General features: G+C 67.9%; 16 protein-coding genes. 12 read left to right on the top strand and 4 right to left on the bottom strand.

The features are described from left to right. The 8 genes from hemL (at nucleotide 1) to CUJ89_RS04815 (ending at nucleotide 7,514) form a co-directional block, all read left to right on the top strand. Complete coding sequence (hemL, locus tag CUJ89_RS04850; protein WP_114176365.1) at nucleotides 1-1,284, top strand: glutamate-1-semialdehyde 2,1-aminomutase; 1,284 nt, start codon at nucleotides 1-3, stop codon at nucleotides 1,282-1,284. A gap of 15 nt (nucleotides 1,285-1,299) precedes the next feature. Next, the gene (ribD, locus tag CUJ89_RS04845) at nucleotides 1,300-2,421 is read left to right on the top strand and encodes a bifunctional diaminohydroxyphosphoribosylaminopyrimidine deaminase/5-amino-6-(5-phosphoribosylamino)uracil reductase RibD (protein ID WP_114176364.1); all 1,122 of its coding nucleotides are present in this window, start codon (nucleotides 1,300-1,302) and stop codon (nucleotides 2,419-2,421) included. Between the two features lie 14 nt (nucleotides 2,422-2,435). Continuing rightward, nucleotides 2,436-3,089, top strand: a complete 654-nt coding sequence (locus tag CUJ89_RS04840; protein WP_114176363.1) for a riboflavin synthase — start codon at nucleotides 2,436-2,438, stop codon at nucleotides 3,087-3,089. Nucleotides 3,090-3,383: 294 nt separating this feature from the next. Continuing rightward, the gene (locus tag CUJ89_RS04835; RefSeq protein WP_114176362.1) at nucleotides 3,384-3,902 is read left to right on the top strand and encodes a DUF1993 family protein; all 519 of its coding nucleotides are present in this window, start codon (nucleotides 3,384-3,386) and stop codon (nucleotides 3,900-3,902) included. 193 nt (nucleotides 3,903-4,095) lie between these two features. Then, on the top strand, nucleotides 4,096-5,238 hold the full coding sequence (gene ribBA / locus CUJ89_RS04830) for a bifunctional 3,4-dihydroxy-2-butanone-4-phosphate synthase/GTP cyclohydrolase II (protein WP_114176361.1): 1,143 nt from the start codon (nucleotides 4,096-4,098) through the stop codon (nucleotides 5,236-5,238). A gap of 53 nt (nucleotides 5,239-5,291) precedes the next feature. Beyond that, nucleotides 5,292-5,819 (top strand): 6,7-dimethyl-8-ribityllumazine synthase, encoded by a 528-nt coding sequence (ribH, locus tag CUJ89_RS04825; protein WP_114176360.1) that lies wholly within the window; start codon nucleotides 5,292-5,294, stop codon nucleotides 5,817-5,819. After that, nucleotides 5,816-6,253: a transcription antitermination factor NusB gene (gene nusB, locus CUJ89_RS04820; protein ID WP_114176359.1), complete on the top strand. Its 438-nt coding sequence runs from the start codon at nucleotides 5,816-5,818 to the stop codon at nucleotides 6,251-6,253. Before ribH ends, nusB begins: the two co-directional genes overlap by 4 nt. Before the next feature lie 64 nt (nucleotides 6,254-6,317). Then, the gene (locus CUJ89_RS04815) at nucleotides 6,318-7,514 is read left to right on the top strand and encodes a pyridoxal phosphate-dependent aminotransferase (RefSeq protein WP_114176358.1); all 1,197 of its coding nucleotides are present in this window, start codon (nucleotides 6,318-6,320) and stop codon (nucleotides 7,512-7,514) included. A 115-nt stretch (nucleotides 7,515-7,629) separates the two neighbouring features. Here CUJ89_RS04815 and CUJ89_RS04810 read toward each other — a convergent pair whose 3' ends face one another. Continuing rightward, nucleotides 7,630-8,745: a transglycosylase SLT domain-containing protein gene (locus CUJ89_RS04810; protein WP_114176357.1), complete on the bottom strand. Its 1,116-nt coding sequence runs from the start codon at nucleotides 8,743-8,745 to the stop codon at nucleotides 7,630-7,632. A gap of 595 nt (nucleotides 8,746-9,340) precedes the next feature. On the opposite strand from CUJ89_RS04810, the gene CUJ89_RS04805 reads away from it, so the two are divergent. Both CUJ89_RS04805 and CUJ89_RS04800 read left to right on the top strand, forming a co-directional pair. Further along, entirely contained in the window at nucleotides 9,341-10,897 is a 1,557-nt protein-coding gene (locus CUJ89_RS04805; protein ID WP_114176356.1) for a UbiD family decarboxylase, read from the top strand. A gap of 58 nt (nucleotides 10,898-10,955) precedes the next feature. After that, on the top strand, nucleotides 10,956-11,624 hold the full coding sequence (locus tag CUJ89_RS04800) for a LysE family translocator (protein WP_114176355.1): 669 nt from the start codon (nucleotides 10,956-10,958) through the stop codon (nucleotides 11,622-11,624). A 121-nt stretch (nucleotides 11,625-11,745) separates the two neighbouring features. Here the strand turns inward: CUJ89_RS04800 and CUJ89_RS04795 are convergent, their stop codons facing one another. After that, nucleotides 11,746-12,060: a hypothetical protein gene (locus tag CUJ89_RS04795; protein WP_114176354.1), complete on the bottom strand. Its 315-nt coding sequence runs from the start codon at nucleotides 12,058-12,060 to the stop codon at nucleotides 11,746-11,748. 503 nt (nucleotides 12,061-12,563) lie between these two features. On the opposite strand from CUJ89_RS04795, the gene CUJ89_RS04785 reads away from it, so the two are divergent. Continuing rightward, nucleotides 12,564-13,493, top strand: a complete 930-nt coding sequence (locus CUJ89_RS04785) for a Rossmann-like and DUF2520 domain-containing protein (protein WP_114176352.1) — start codon at nucleotides 12,564-12,566, stop codon at nucleotides 13,491-13,493. A 76-nt stretch (nucleotides 13,494-13,569) separates the two neighbouring features. Next, on the top strand, nucleotides 13,570-14,133 hold the full coding sequence (locus tag CUJ89_RS04780; RefSeq protein WP_114176351.1) for a YggT family protein: 564 nt from the start codon (nucleotides 13,570-13,572) through the stop codon (nucleotides 14,131-14,133). A 38-nt stretch (nucleotides 14,134-14,171) separates the two neighbouring features. On the opposite strand, the gene CUJ89_RS04775 is transcribed toward CUJ89_RS04780, so the two are convergent. Together CUJ89_RS04775 and crcB are read right to left on the bottom strand one after the other, a co-directional pair. Then, nucleotides 14,172-14,522 (bottom strand): DUF190 domain-containing protein, encoded by a 351-nt coding sequence (locus CUJ89_RS04775; RefSeq protein WP_114176350.1) that lies wholly within the window; start codon nucleotides 14,520-14,522, stop codon nucleotides 14,172-14,174. A gap of 23 nt (nucleotides 14,523-14,545) precedes the next feature. Beyond that, nucleotides 14,546-14,932 (bottom strand): fluoride efflux transporter CrcB, encoded by a 387-nt coding sequence (gene crcB, locus CUJ89_RS04770; protein WP_114176349.1) that lies wholly within the window; start codon nucleotides 14,930-14,932, stop codon nucleotides 14,546-14,548. Nucleotides 14,933-15,021: the final 89 nt, after the last annotated feature.

Below are 15,021 nucleotides of genomic sequence, written 5' to 3'. Positions count from 1 at the left end.
ATGTCCAACAATCAGATCCTCTTCGAACGCGCCCAGAAGACCATTCCCGGCGGCGTCAACTCGCCGGTGCGCGCATTCCGTTCGGTCGGCGGCACGCCGCGTTTCGTTGCGCGCGCGCAAGGCCCGTATTTCTGGGATGCCGACGGCAAGCAGTACATCGACTACATCGGCTCCTGGGGCCCGATGATCGTCGGCCACGTCCATCCGGAAGTATTGTCGGCCGTGCAGAACGTGCTCGCCGACGGCTTCTCGTTCGGCGCGCCGACCGAAGCCGAGATCGAGATCGCCGAGGAAATCTGCAAGCTCGTGCCGTCGATCGAGCAGGTGCGGATGGTGTCGAGCGGCACCGAGGCCACGATGAGCGCGCTGCGTCTCGCACGCGGCTTCACGGGCCGCAGCCGCATCGTCAAGTTCGAGGGCTGCTACCACGGTCACGCGGACAGCCTGCTCGTGAAGGCCGGCTCGGGCCTGCTGACGTTCGGCAACCCGACCTCCGCCGGCGTGCCCGCCGACATCGCAAAGCACACGACCGTCCTCGAATACAACAACGTCGCCGCGCTCGAAGAAGCATTCGGCGCGTTCGGCGACGAGATCGCCGCGGTGATCGTCGAGCCCGTCGCGGGCAACATGAACCTCGTGCGCGGCACGCCCGAATTCCTGAACGCACTGCGCGCGTTGTGCACGAAGCACGGCGCCGTGCTGATCTTCGACGAGGTGATGTGCGGGTTCCGCGTCGCGCTCGGCGGCGCGCAGGCGTACTACGGGATCACGGCCGACCTCACCTGCCTCGGCAAGGTGATCGGTGGCGGGATGCCGGCCGCCGCGTTCGGCGGCCGCCGCGACATCATGGCCCACCTCGCGCCGCTCGGCGGCGTCTACCAGGCCGGCACGCTGTCGGGCAACCCGATCGCAGTCGCCGCGGGGCTGAAGACGCTGCAGTTGATCCAGGCGCCGGGCTTCTACGACGCGCTCACCGCGCAAACCAGGCGTCTCGCCGACGGCCTCGCGGCCGAAGCGCGTGCCGCCGGCGTGCCATTCGCGGCCGACTCGATCGGCGCGATGTTCGGCCTCTACTTCGCCGAGCGCGTGCCGACCAGCTTCGCGGAAGTCACGAAGAGCGACACCGAGCGCTTCAACCGCTTCTTCCACCTGATGCTCGACGAGGGCGTGTACTTCGCGCCGTCCGCGTACGAGGCCGGCTTCGTGTCGAGCACGCACGACGACACGGTGATCGACGCGACGCTCGCAGCCGCGCGCCGCGCGTTCGCGGCACTCGCCGCCTGACCGGGGTCCGCGCGCATGTTCTCGGATACCGATTTCGCCCACATGGAACGCGCGCTCGCGCTCGCCGCGCGCGGCATGTATACGACGGCGCCGAACCCGCGCGTCGGCTGCGTGATCGTCAAGGACGGCAACGTGATCGGCGAAGGCTTCACGCAGCCGGCCGGCCAGGACCACGCGGAAGTGCAGGCGCTGAAGGACGCGCGCTCGCGCGGCCACGACGTCGCGGGCTCGACCGTCTACGTGACGCTCGAACCGTGCAGCCATTTCGGCCGCACGCCGCCGTGCGCGAACGCGCTGATCGAAGCGCGCGTCGCGAAGGTCGTCGCGGCGATGGAAGACCCGAACCCGCAGGTGTCGGGGCGCGGCCTCGGGATGCTGCGCGACGCGGGCATCGACGTGCGCTGCGGGCTGCTCGCGCATGAAGCCGGCGAGCTGAACATCGGCTTCGTATCGCGGATGACGCGCGGCCGCCCGTGGGTGCGGATGAAGACTGCCGCGTCGCTCGACGGCCGCACCGCGCTGCCGTCCGGCGAAAGCCAGTGGATCACCGGCGAGGCCGCGCGCCTCGACGGGCACGCATGGCGTGCGCGCGCGTGCGCGATCCTCACCGGCATCGGCACCGTGCGCGAGGACAATCCGCTGCTGACCGTGCGCGACATCGACACGCCGCGCCAGCCGCAGCGCGTGCTGGTCGACAGCCGCCTTGACTTGCCGCTCGACGCGCGGCTGCTCGAGGGCGCGCCGCTCCTGATCTTCTGCGGCCGGCTCGACGCCGGCGGCGAAGTGCGCGCGAACGTGCTGAAGGCGCGCGGCGCGGAAATCGTGCCGCTCGCGAATGCGCAAGGCAAGGTCGACCTGCCCGCGATGCTGTCGGCGCTCGGCGCGCGCGGCGTCAACGAGCTGCACGTCGAGGCCGGCCACAAGCTGAACGGCTCGCTGCTGCGCGAACAGTGCGTCGACGAATTGCTCGTCTATCTCGCACCGAGCCTGCTGGGCGCCGACGCGGCCGGCATGTTCGACCTCGCCGCGCCGGCGGGTCTCGAAGCACGCACGCGACTGTCGTTCCACGGTATCGAGCGGATCGGCGACGATCTGCGGATCCTGGCGCGCTTCGCGCCGCCTGACGCCTCTCACTGAACGGAATCGTCACGATGTTTACCGGAATTGTCGCGGCCGTCGGCCGCATCGAATCGATCGATCCGCTCGGCACGTCGGCCGATGCAGGCGTGCGCCTGACCGTGCTGGCCGGCGGGCTCGATCTCGCCGATGTCGCGCTGGGCGACAGTATCGCGATCCAGGGCGCGTGCATGACGGTGATCGACAAGACCGACGCCGCGTTCGACGTCGAGGTGTCGCGCGAAAGCCTGAACCGCACGGTCGGCCTCGCGGAACCCGGTGACGTAAACCTCGAGAAGGCGCTGCGCGCGCACGACCGCCTCGGCGGCCATATCGTATCGGGCCACGTCGACGGCCTGGGTACCGTGTCGCGCTTCGCGCCGGTCGGCGAGTCGCACGAACTGCGCATCGCCGTGCCGCGCGAGCTCGGCCGCTATCTCGCGTACAAGGGGTCGATCACGGTCAACGGCGTGAGCCTGACCGTCAACACGGTCGACGATCGCGCGGACGGCTGCGAATTCTCGATCAACCTGATTCCGCATACGATCGAGATGACGACGCTGCGTCACCTGAAGGCCGGCGACCAGGTCAACCTCGAAGTCGACATAATCGCGCGGTATGTCGAAAGGATGTTGTCGACGACGTCTCAAGCGTTATCACGTACCGGCGGCCACATCCTGGACGGATGAACCCGTGCCAGTATCGATACGACGCTGGCACTGTCTCGTCGATACGAGGCGATGTCCCGACCCCATTTCCAACCGTAGCTTGTCCCGTCGGCCGGTCGATTCCACTATCTGCGGCCCATCGAAACGATTCCTGTCGCATCCGCCCGTCGACCCGCTGGCCCGCCCCCTGGCCGAACAGCCAGCGACGCGCACGGGTCATCCCGTCGCGCTAAGATGCGACGGCAGCGGTTTCAACGCCGCAACGCACGACGCGCCGCGTACCGGCCGCCCCCTCTTTCCAAAGGAGTCGTCCCCATGTCCATCTCGATGTATCAGGCTTCGCTGCCCGTGCTGATCCGTGGCCTGACCAACCTGCAGCACATCCTCGGCAAGGCGCAGGCGCACGCGGCCGAGAAGCAGATCGATCCGTCGGTGTTCGTCGGCGCACGCCTCTACCCGGACATGCTGCCGCTCGTCCGCCAGGTCTACATCGCGACGGATACCGCCAAGGGCTGCGCCGCGCGGCTCGCCGACGCCGAAATCCCGAGCTACCCGGACGTCGAGCAGACCTTCGACGAACTGCACGCGCGCATCCAGAAGACGATCGACTATCTGAAAAGCTTCGACGCCGCGCAGATCGACGGCAGCGAGGCGCGCCAGATCGTGCTCAAGATGCGCGTCGGCCCGATCGAATTCACCGGCCAGGCGTACCTGCTGCACTTCGTGCTGCCCAATTTCTTCTTCCACGTGACGACCGCGTACGACATCCTGCGCCACAGCGGCGTCGAACTCGGCAAGCTCGACTACCTCGGCGGACGCGACGATCACGCATGACGCGCGGCCGGGCAAAGCCCGGCCCGCAACCGTCTGCGCCGGCATGCAGGCAACCCGCAGCGGCCCGGTCGGGCCTGCTGCGCAGGCCGGCCGCAGCGCTTTCCGGAGCGCTTGCCTGCCGCGCGCGGTCCATGCCAGCCGAAACGCCGTCCGGCTGGCGTAAAATACGCACTTTCCTCTTTCTCGCCCCCTTATGACGCTCGCCTCCACGCTCGACATCATCGCCGAGCTGAAAGCCGGCCGGATGGTGATCCTGGTCGACGAAGAAGACCGCGAAAACGAAGGCGACCTCGTGATCGCCGCCGAATTCGTCACGCCGGAAGCGATCAACTTCATGGCCCGGTACGGCCGCGGCCTGGTTTGCCTGACGTTGACGCAGGAACGCTGCAAGCAGCTGCACCTGCCGCTGATGACCTACCGCAACGGCACGCAGTACGGCACCGCGTTCACGGTCAGCATCGAAGCGGCCGAAGGCGTGACGACCGGCATCTCGGCCGCCGACCGCGCACACACGATCGCCACGGCGGTCGCGCACGACGTGCGCCCCGAACACATCGTGCAGCCGGGCCACGTGTTCCCGATCATGGCGCAACCGGGCGGCGTGCTCGTGCGCGCCGGCCACACCGAGGCCGGCTGCGACTTCACCGCGCTCGCGGGCCTCACGCCGGCCGCGGTGATCTGCGAGATCATCAAGGACGACGGCACGATGGCGCGCCTGCCCGACCTGATCGAATTCGCGAAGGAACACAACCTGAAGATCGGCACGATCGCCGATCTGATCCAGTACCGCAGCCGCACCGAATCGATCATCGAGCGGATCGCCGAGCGCACGATGCAGACCGCGCACGGCACGTTCCGCGCGGTGCTGTACCGCGACCAGCCGAGCGGCTCGCCGCACATCGCGCTGGTGCGCGGCGCGCCGTCGCCCGACATCGATACACCCGTGCGCGTGCACGAGCCGCTGTCGGTGCTCGACCTGCTCGAAACGGGCGTGTCGACGCACTCGTGGACGCTCGACGCCGCGATGCGCGAGGTCGCGGAACGCGACCTCGGCGTGATCGTGCTGCTCAACTGCGGCGATACGAAGGAACACCTGATCGACGTCTTCAAGGCGTTCGACGAGGAAGAAAAGGCCGCAGCGCTCAAGCGCCGGCCGGTCGATTTCAAGACGTTCGGCATCGGCGCGCAGATCCTGCGCGATGTCGGCGTCGGCAAGATGCAGGTGCTGTCGAATCCGCGCAAGCTGGGCAGCATGTCCGGCTACGGCCTCGAAGTCACGGGCTTCATTCCGATGCCCGGCGGCGAAGCCAAGTCCTGCCCGGCGTCCCACGCCTAACCCGCCACGACGCTTTCGCCCTATAACCGTTCATCCACACCACGGACAAGATCATGGAAATCGGACAATACCAACCGAATCTCGAAGGCGACGGCCTGCGTATCGGCATCGTGCAATCGCGCTTCAACGAGCCCGTGTGCAACGGCCTCGCCGACGCGTGCGTCGAAGAACTGGAACGCCTCGGCGTCACCGGTGAAGACGTGCTGCTCGTATCGGTGCCCGGCGCACTGGAAATCCCGCTCGCGCTGCAAAAGCTCGCGGAAAGCGGCCAGTTCGACGCGCTGATCGCGCTCGGCGCGGTGATCCGCGGCGAGACCTACCATTTCGAACTCGTGTCGAACGAGAGCGGCGCGGGCATCACCCGCATCGGCCTCGACTTCAACCTGCCGATCGCGAACGCGGTCCTGACGACCGAAAACGACGAGCAGGCCGTCGCGCGCATGACCGAAAAGGGTCGTGACGCCGCGCGCGTCGCCGTCGAGATGGCCAACCTGACGATGGCGCTCGACCAGCTCGGCGACGACGAAGACGAAGACGAGGACGAAGAAGAAGACGAAGACGACGAAGCGGAGCGCGCATGAAGAAGAGCGCCCGCCGACAATCGCGCGAGCTGGCGACGCAGGGCCTGTACCAGTGGCTGCTGTCGAACGCGTCCTCCGGCGAGATCGACGCGCAGCTGCGCGGCGCGCTCGGTTACGACAAGGCTGACAAGGAGCTGCTCGACGCAATCCTGCACGGCGTGATCCGCGAGCACGCAACGCTCGTCGAAGCGCTGACGCCGGCGCTGGACCGTCCGATCGAGCAGTTGTCGCCGGTCGAACGCGCCGTGCTGCTGATCGCGACGTTCGAGCTCACGCACCACGTCGAAACGCCGTACCGCGTGATCATCAACGAAGCTGTCGAACTCGCGAAGACGTTCGGCGGCTCCGACGGCTACAAGTACGTGAACGGCGTGCTCGACAAGCTCGCCGCGAAGCTGCGCCCCGCCGAAACGCAGGCGCGCCGCAACGGCTGACACCGTTTGTCCACGGGCGCGCAAGCGCCCGTTTTTCATTCTCCCTCCCCGCCCCGCCCGACCGATGAATACCACCGCCGATTCGCTCGTCACGCTCGCCGCACGCGTCGACGCGATCCAGCCCTTCTACGTGATGGAACTGATGAAAGAGGCGCAGCGGCTCGAAGCCGCGGGCCGCGACATCATTCACATGGGCATCGGCGAACCGGATTTCACCGCGCCGGAGCCTGTCGTCGACGCGGCCGCGGCCGCGCTGCGCCGCGGCGTCACGCAGTACACGAGCGCGCTCGGCATTGCGCCGCTGCGCGAGGCGATCGCCGCGCACTACGCGCGCGCGTACGGCCTCACGATCAGCCCCGAGCGGATCGTCGTGACGGCCGGCGCGTCGGCCGCGCTGCTGCTTGCGTGCCTCGCGCTCGTCGGCCGCGACGACGAGGTGCTGATGCCCGACCCGTCGTATCCGTGCAACCGGCACTTCGTCGCGGCGGCCGAAGGCCGCGCGGTGCTCGTGCCGAGCGGCCCGGACGCGCGTTTCCAGCTCACTGAGGACGACGTCCGCACGCGCTGGGGCGACCGCACGCGCGGCGTGCTGCTCGCCTCGCCGTCGAACCCGACCGGCACGTCGCTCGAACCGGACGAACTGAAGCGGATCGTCGAGGCCGTGCGCGCACGCGGCGGCTTCACGATCGTCGACGAGATCTACCAGGGGCTCAGCTACGACGCGGCGCCCGTGTCGGCGCTGTCGTTCGGCGACGACGTCATCACCGTGAACAGCTTCTCGAAGTATTTCAGCATGACGGGCTGGCGGCTCGGCTGGCTCGTCGTGCCGCCCACGCTGGTCGGCACGTTCGAGAAGCTCTCGCAGAACCTGTTCATCTGCCCGTCCGCACTCGCGCAGCACGCGGCGCTCGCATGCTTCGAGCCGGCCGCGCTCGCCATCTACGAAGCGCGCCGGCTCGAATTCAAGCGCCGCCGCGATTTCATCGCGCCGGCGCTCGAACGGCTCGGCTTCACGGTGCCCGTGATGCCGGACGGCGCGTTCTACGTGTATGCACATTGCGGCGACGTCGCCCACCCGGCCGCCGGCGACAGCGCCGCGCTCACGCAGGCGATGTTGCATGACGCGGGCGTCGTGCTGGTGCCCGGCATGGACTTCGGTGTCCATGCGCCGCGCGACTATATCCGTCTGTCCTATGCGGCAGCCTACTCGCGGCTCGAAGAGGCGGTCGAACGACTTGCGACGCTGTTCGGCCAGCACTGACCCCGCGGGCGGCACACCGGCCGTTCCACGCATCACCCAAAAAAAAGCACCCGATCGGGTGCTTTTTTTACTTCCTGCCGGCTGGAACCGCCCGGTACGCGTGACACGCGTGACGTTACGCGCCGAGCTCCGAATGATCGCCGTGCGGCTGCTTCGCAGTATCGACGCTCGCGTCGTCCTGCGGCGATGCCTCCTTCGGCGCGGCCGTCTTCGCCGACGTCGCGGTGTCGAGCGTCGCGTGCACGCGCTTCGCGCCGCCTGCCGTCGCGGCGGCAGCCGTGACGATCGGCTTCGCCGGCTGGGCCGGCGCCTGCGGCGCGTTGAACGGCACGCTGCGGCCGTGCGACACGTCGCGCAGGCGGCCGCGCTCGGCCATCACCTTCGCGCCGTATGCGGTGTCGTCGGGGTTCGTCGAGCCGTTGTACATGCGCAGGCCGCTCGCAAGCGAGCCGCCGCGCGCGATGCAGTCCTTCAGCACGAGCGCACCGACCTGGAGATTCGCGATCGGCTGCAGTGCGGTATCGGTGCCGCCGAAATACTCGAACTTGTCGGAATGGACCTTCGACATGACCTGCATCAGGCCCTTCGCGCCGACGCCGCTTTCGGCGTATGGGTTGAAGCCCGACTCGATCGCCATCACGGACAGCAGCAGCAGCGGATCGAGGCCGACGTCACGGCCGGTCTGGAACGCGGCCTTGACGAGCTGACCAAGCGGCTCCTGAGCGACGCGGTAACGGCGCGACAGATAGGTCGCGACGAGCGCCTGTTCGCGGTTCGACGCGAGCGCGCGATCGTCGCGCGCATCGGCCGGCACCCGCTGGGTCGGGATCAGTTTCGCCAGTGCGACGGGCGACGGGCCGTTGCGGGCCGGGTCGGACGCATCGCCCTGCGCAGCGGCTTCCGATGCGACGTCGAGGCCGACCGCAAGCGCGTCCGGTTCGGGGCTGTCTTCCTGCTGCGGCTGCACGCCGGCAGGCGCGAAGTTCGGCAGCGGATGGCCGGACAGCAGACGGGCCGGCCCGGCCTGCACGGCCGCGGATACGACCGGCATCAGCTTCTCGGCGAGCGTACCGCGTACGGCTGGCAGCAGCCACAGTGCAAGCGCAACTGCGACAGCGAGACAGCCGACAACGCTGAATAGATGGTGACTGACACGCGTCCCGCGACGCAGCATGTTGCGCACGATTTGCGCATGCTGCTCAGTGGGACGCCACGATAACCAAGCGTTCATTCAGATCATCTCCCATGAACATGACTCGTGCGGCTCGCTCAGCTCGATGGCGAGACAGAATACGCGCCGCGGAATCACGACGCCGCACGCCTTGGTTGGGACGTGCAAGCATCGGAGAAACGGTATAAGTACCGTTCGAGGCCACGGTGTAAGAGGGCCGGCACCTTCGCACATTGGGCGAGGCGGGCATACGCGGTGGCACCCACGCAAAAAACCAGCGTCTGGTGGCGCTGGCTGAGACTACAACTCAGGCCGTCGAATACGCCGTGCAGGATTCGGCGGACGGTGACGCGCTGCGTCAAAGATCGGTGATTGGCGGCTCGAAGCCTTTTACCCTGCAGCCAATGTGAGCGGATTCTAGCAGGGTTTTATAGATCGTCAACACTATAAAATCTCAAAATCATAACAAAAAGTAATTTGAAACCGCTCTTCAGATCGCAAGTCCCGTGCCGTAGGGGGTTTGCGCGCGGTCGACTTTTTTCTCCGCCGGCGCGCGCGCGGCGGCCCGGGTAAAATCGTCGGTCGATTCGGGGCCGCAGCCGGCCGCTGCGCCCGCCCACCGCTGCCCGCCGTGCGGGTGGCCCGGACCTTCTTCATGAAATACAAAGACTTACGAGATTTCATCCAGCGCCTCGAGACGCTCAGCGAACTGCGGCGCGTCACGCAACCCGTGTCGCCCGTGCTCGAAATGACCGAGCTGTGCGACCGCGTGCTGCGCGCCGGCGGCCCTGCGCTGCTGTTCAACGCGCCACCCGGCAATGCGTTCCCCGTGCTCGGCAACCTGTTCGGCACGCCGCGCCGCGTCGCGCTCGGAATGGGCGTCGATGCGGGCGACGACGCCGCGCTCGATTCGCTGCGCGATCTCGGGCGCCTGCTGTCCGCGCTGAAGGAGCCCGACCCGCCGAAGAGCCTGAAGGACGCCGGCAAGCTGCTGTCGCTCGCGAAGGCCGTGTGGGACATGGCGCCAAAGTCGGTGTCGTCGCCGCCGTGCCAGGAGATCGTCTGGGAAGGCGCCGACGTCGACCTGCACAAACTGCCGATCCAGACCTGCTGGCCGGGCGATGCCGGGCCGCTCGTCACGTGGGGCCTGACGGTCACGCGCGGGCCGAACAAGTCTCGCCAGAACCTCGGCATCTACCGCCAGCAGCTGATCGGCCGCAACAAGCTGATCATGCGCTGGCTTGCGCATCGCGGCGGCGCGCTCGACTTCCGCGAATTCGCGCTGCAGAACCCCGGCAAGCCGTATCCGGTCGCGGTCGTGCTCGGCGCCGATCCGGCCACGACACTCGGCGCGGTGACGCCCGTGCCCGATTCGCTGTCCGAGTATCAGTTCGCCGGCCTGCTGCGCGGCAGCCGCACGGAACTCGCGAAGTGCCTGACGCCCGGCGTCGACACGCTGCAGGTGCCCGCGCGCGCGGAGATCGTGCTCGAAGGCTTCATCCATCCGCAGGACGGTGCACCGGCGCCCGCTCCGGCCGGCGCACCGCCGCGCCCGGCCAACGGCGCGTCCGCCGCGTACGAGCACGCGCTCGAAGGCCCGTACGGCGACCACACCGGCTATTACAACGAGCAGGAGTGGTTCCCGGTGTTCACCGTCGAGCGCATCACGATGCGCCGCGACGCGATCTACCACTCGACCTACACGGGCAAGCCGCCCGACGAGCCCGCGGTGCTCGGCGTCGCGCTCAACGAAGTGTTCGTGCCGCTGCTGCAGAAGCAGTTCGCGGAGATCACCGACTTCTACCTGCCGCCCGAAGGCTGCAGCTACCGGATGGCCATCGTCCAGATGAAGAAGAGCTACGCGGGCCACGCGAAACGCGTGATGTTCGGTGTGTGGAGCTTCCTGCGGCAGTTCATGTATACGAAGTTCATCGTGGTCGTCGACGAGGACGTGAATATCCGCGACTGGAAGGAAGTGATCTGGGCGATCACGACGCGCGTCGACCCCGTGCGCGACACGGTGATGGTCGACAGCACGCCGATCGACTATCTCGATTTCGCGTCGCCGGTCGCCGGCCTCGGCTCGAAGATGGGGCTCGACGCGACCAACAAGTGGCCCGGCGAGACGAACCGCGAATGGGGCCGCCCGATCGAGATGGATGCGGCCGTGAAGGCGCGTGTCGATCGGCTCTGGCAGGAGCTCGGACTCTGAAGCCATGCGGCCGGCGCCCGCCGGCCCGTGCATCGCAATCGCCACAAGAACAACGACGATGAGTTTTCCGCCCGCCTCCATGCTGTCCGACGGTTTCTTTCTGTCGCTGTCGCTGTGTCTCGACATCGGCCTCGTGAACGTCGCGATGCTGTCGCTGACGCTATCGCACGGCTTCCGGCCGGGCTTCTGGCTCGGCGTCGGCTCGTGCGTCGGCGATCTCGTCTACGCGGCGCTCGCGCTCGCGGGGATGGCCGTGCTGTTGCAGTTCGAAGCCGTGCGCTGGATCGTCTGGATCGGCGGCGGCGCCGTGCTGCTGTTCCTCACCTGGAAGATGGCGCGCGAAGCGCTGGCGCCGGCCAGGGCGGGCGACGACGACGCGGACGACACACCGCAGCCGCGCGCGAGCGCGCGGCGCAGTTTCTTGCGCGGGATGCTGCTCGCGATGTCGTCGCCGAGCGCGATCCTGTGGTTCGCGGCGGTCGGCGGCGCGCTGATCGCGAAAGCCGGCGCGACCACGCCGGCGACGGCGTCGGTGTTCCTGTCGGGCTTTTTCCTCGGCGGCCTCGCGTGGACGCTCTTCATGTGCACGCTCGCAAGCCAGGGCCGCAAGCGTGCGGGCGCCGGGCTGATGCGCACGTGCCACATCGCGTCGGCACTGCTGTTCGCGTATTTCTCGTACAGCGTGATCGTCGGCGGCTACCGCGACCTGATCGTGCACGCGGTGTAATCGAAGCCGACATGGACGACGGGCTGCGCGCGGAGCGGCGGCCCCAATAAAAAACGGCGCAGCGCCCCTCGACGGGACGTTGCGCCGTTTTGCCACGCGCGGTCAGGCCGCGCGGGACGAATCAGCGACGCCAGTAGCCGTGATGGCCCCAGCCGCCGTGACCATGACGCCAGTACGGACGACCGTAGTAGCCACCGTAGCCGCCGTAGCCACCGACGACCACGGCGGGCGGCGGCGCATAGTAGGCCGGTGCCGGTGCGTAGTAGACGGGCGGAGGCGGCGGCGCGTAGTACACGGGCGGCGGCGGTGCGTAGACGGGGTACGCGGGTGCGACCGGGATACCGATGCCGACCCCGATCGACACGTGAGCCTGCGCGGCGCTCGCGGCACCCAGGCCCAGCGCGGCGGCGGCGATGAACGGAATGAGCTTTTTCACTTCGATTCTCCTGCTGGAGCGGTATTTTGTGCGCTCCTGTCGGCAACGGCGGGCATGCACGTCGCATGGAAGCAATGTAGCGAAAACCCGCCCCACGTGTATTGCGCATTTGTTGCAAATTGCAATTGCACGCGGCCGGAGCCGCCGTGCGACGTGGCTTCCAGAGCCGGCGGCGCCCCTTGCGAGTCGCGTGATTCCGTCCGACGAGTCGGGTCGCAACGCGATGGCCGGTCAGTCTTACCGGATACGGCTCGCGCAGCGCGCACGCAGACGTAATGAACGATTACAAATTTGAGACAAAACACCGACATTTCAAGCGCGACGCGTTTCGGGGTCGGATTCTACGATCGTGATTCGACCGTGACGCCGGGCGCCACTACACGCGTGGATCGCACCGCCTACCGGTAAGCCATACCTGCGTCTGCGCGGAAATCGACCAGCCGCGACCCCGCCGCCATTCCTGCGATACTGGCGGCTGCTTCGTTTTCGCTTCGTCCGTTGCCATGTCCCTCCCCGATACACCCCGCCTCGGCTTCATCGGCGCCGGCCGCCTCGCGCGCTGTGTCGCGCAGCGCTTCGCGCAAGCCGGCTTTCCCGTCGTCGCGATCGCGAGCCGCACGCCCGAATCGGCCAGGGCCCTCGCCGCGCGCATCGACGGTTGCCAGGCGGTCGATGCGCCGCAGCAGGTCGCCGACGCCGCCGACCTGATCTTCCTGACGGTGCCCGACGACCATCTTGTGTCGACCGCCGCTGCACTCCACTTCGACGCATCGCGCGCCGCACGGCAGGCGGTCGTCCACTGCAGCGGCGCGTCGGCGGTCGCGCTGCTCGATCCGGCGAAACGGCAAGGCCCGGCCACCGGCGGCTTCCATCCGCTCTACCTGTTCGGCGGCACCGACGCCGACCTCGCCCGCATCGACGGCTGCTCGGTCACGATCGAAGCCGACGGCGCCTTGCATGCGACGCTGATGCGACTTGCTGCCGCACTCGGCTGCCATCCGCTGTCGATTCCGGCCGGCGGCCGGATGCTCTATCACGCGGCCGCGCACTACGCGGCGAGCTTCGCGCTGTGCGGGCTGTCGGAAGCGGTCGAGCTGTGGCGCGGCCTCGGTTTCGACGAGGAAGCCGCGCTGCGCGCCCTGCTGCCGATGCTGGCCGGCACGATCGAGACCGCTCGCGACAAGGGGCTCGCGAACGCGCTCGCCGGCCCGGTGTCGCGCGGCGATACGGGCATCGTCGAACGCCAGCTCGCGCTGCTCGAAGCGCGCGGCGGCGATCACGCGACGCTGTACGCGCTAATGACGCGCCGCGCGGTCGCGCTCGCGGCGAAGCGTGCCGCGCCGCCGGCGTCGTTGCCGGCACTCGCCGAAGCCGTCGAAATGTCGCTCGCGCGCGCGGCCGCCCACCCCTCCCCGTCGCGGGACGAGGCGTGATAATGTGTCGGCCGATGCGCCGCCAACCGGCGTTGGCGGCCGCACGCTACTCGACTGTATAAAAAGGATGCCAACGATGTTCGGCGAGATCGCCCGTTTTCTGCTCAATACCCTCTTCACGCTGTTCGGCGCCGCGCTGATCCTGCGCGTCTGGATGCAGGCCGTCCGCGTGCCGCCGTACAACCCCGTCACGCAGGCCGTGCTGCAGGCGACCAACTGGCTCGTGCTGCCGCTGCGCCGCGTGATCGCGGGCGTGCGCGGCATCGACTGGGCCAGCATCGTCGCCGCGTTGCTCACCGCGCTCGTCTACGTCGTGCTGATGGTCGTGATGGCCGGCTTCGATCCGGCCTCGGTGATCGCGACGCTCGTCGTGGTCGCACTGCTCACCGTCGTGAAGTGGGCGCTCAACCTCGTGATCTGGATGACGATCCTGATGGCGCTGCTGTCGTGGCTCAACCCGCGCTCGCCGGCGATGCCGATCCTCCTCCAGCTCACCGCGCCGTTCCTGAACCCGCTGCGCCGCATCATCCCGAACCTCGGCGGCATCGACCTGTCGCCGATCCTGCTGTTCGTGATCGTGCAGGTGCTGCTGATGATCGTCACGCGCGCCGCCGTGTCGATGACGATGTTCGGTATCTGACGCCGTATCCTAGGGCCCGTTCACGCTAATAACGGGCCCTATGCTGCCGGCCCCTGCGCCGGCGGCGCGCCGAGCGTGTCGATCACGCCGAAGCGCGCCGGAATCATCGCATAGCACACGCGCACCTTCTCGCGCGACAGCCGCTCGAGCAGCCGCTGCGCTTCGTTCTCGGTGACGATGAATTCGACCTCGATCGTGAGCGAACCCTGCAGTTCGAAGAAGCGATCCTCGTGCAGCACGCGATGCTGCCCGAAGCCGGCCATCGCGCGAAACGCGGAACCGCCCGCGACGCCCATCCGGTTCGCCTCCTCCAGCAGCCACTCCCACAGCGGCTTCCAGTGCAGCCGGTGCTGCTCGTGCACATAGAAGCGCAAGAAGACCCTGTCCATCGCTTCCTCCGATACCGGCGCGCTCAGGCCACCGCGAGCCACGCACGCGCGGTCCACATGCCGAACGCCGTCAGCGCGAACGATCCAGTCAAGTGTAGGGCAGCCACCGCAAACGCCCATCCGAATTCGCCCTGCAGCGCATGCGTCATCACTTCGACCGAATAGGTCGAGAACGTCGTGAGGCCGCCGAGGAAACCCGTGATCACGAACAGCCGCCACTCGGGCGGCAGCCCGACGCGGGTCGTGAACACGACGGCGGCAATGCCGATCACGTAGCCGCCGATCAGGTTCGCGGCGAGCGTGCCGAGCGGCACCGCGGGAAAGAATTCGTTGAGCGCGAGACTCAGGAACCAGCGCAGCAATGCGCCGAGCCCGGCGCCGACGAAGATCGCGACGATCGAATAGAACAAGAGCACTCCTCGCTGACGACGCCGCGTGGCGGATGCGGCCTAGGCTGAACTGTATGCGGAATCGCGCCGCGCCGGCAATGCCGGCGGCC

The sequence above is a fragment of the Burkholderia pyrrocinia genome, assembly GCF_003330765.1.
Lineage (GTDB): Bacteria > Pseudomonadota > Gammaproteobacteria > Burkholderiales > Burkholderiaceae > Burkholderia > Burkholderia pyrrocinia_B.
Note: the sequence above shows the minus strand (reverse complement) of the source record. Positions and strands in the feature narration are given on the sequence as shown.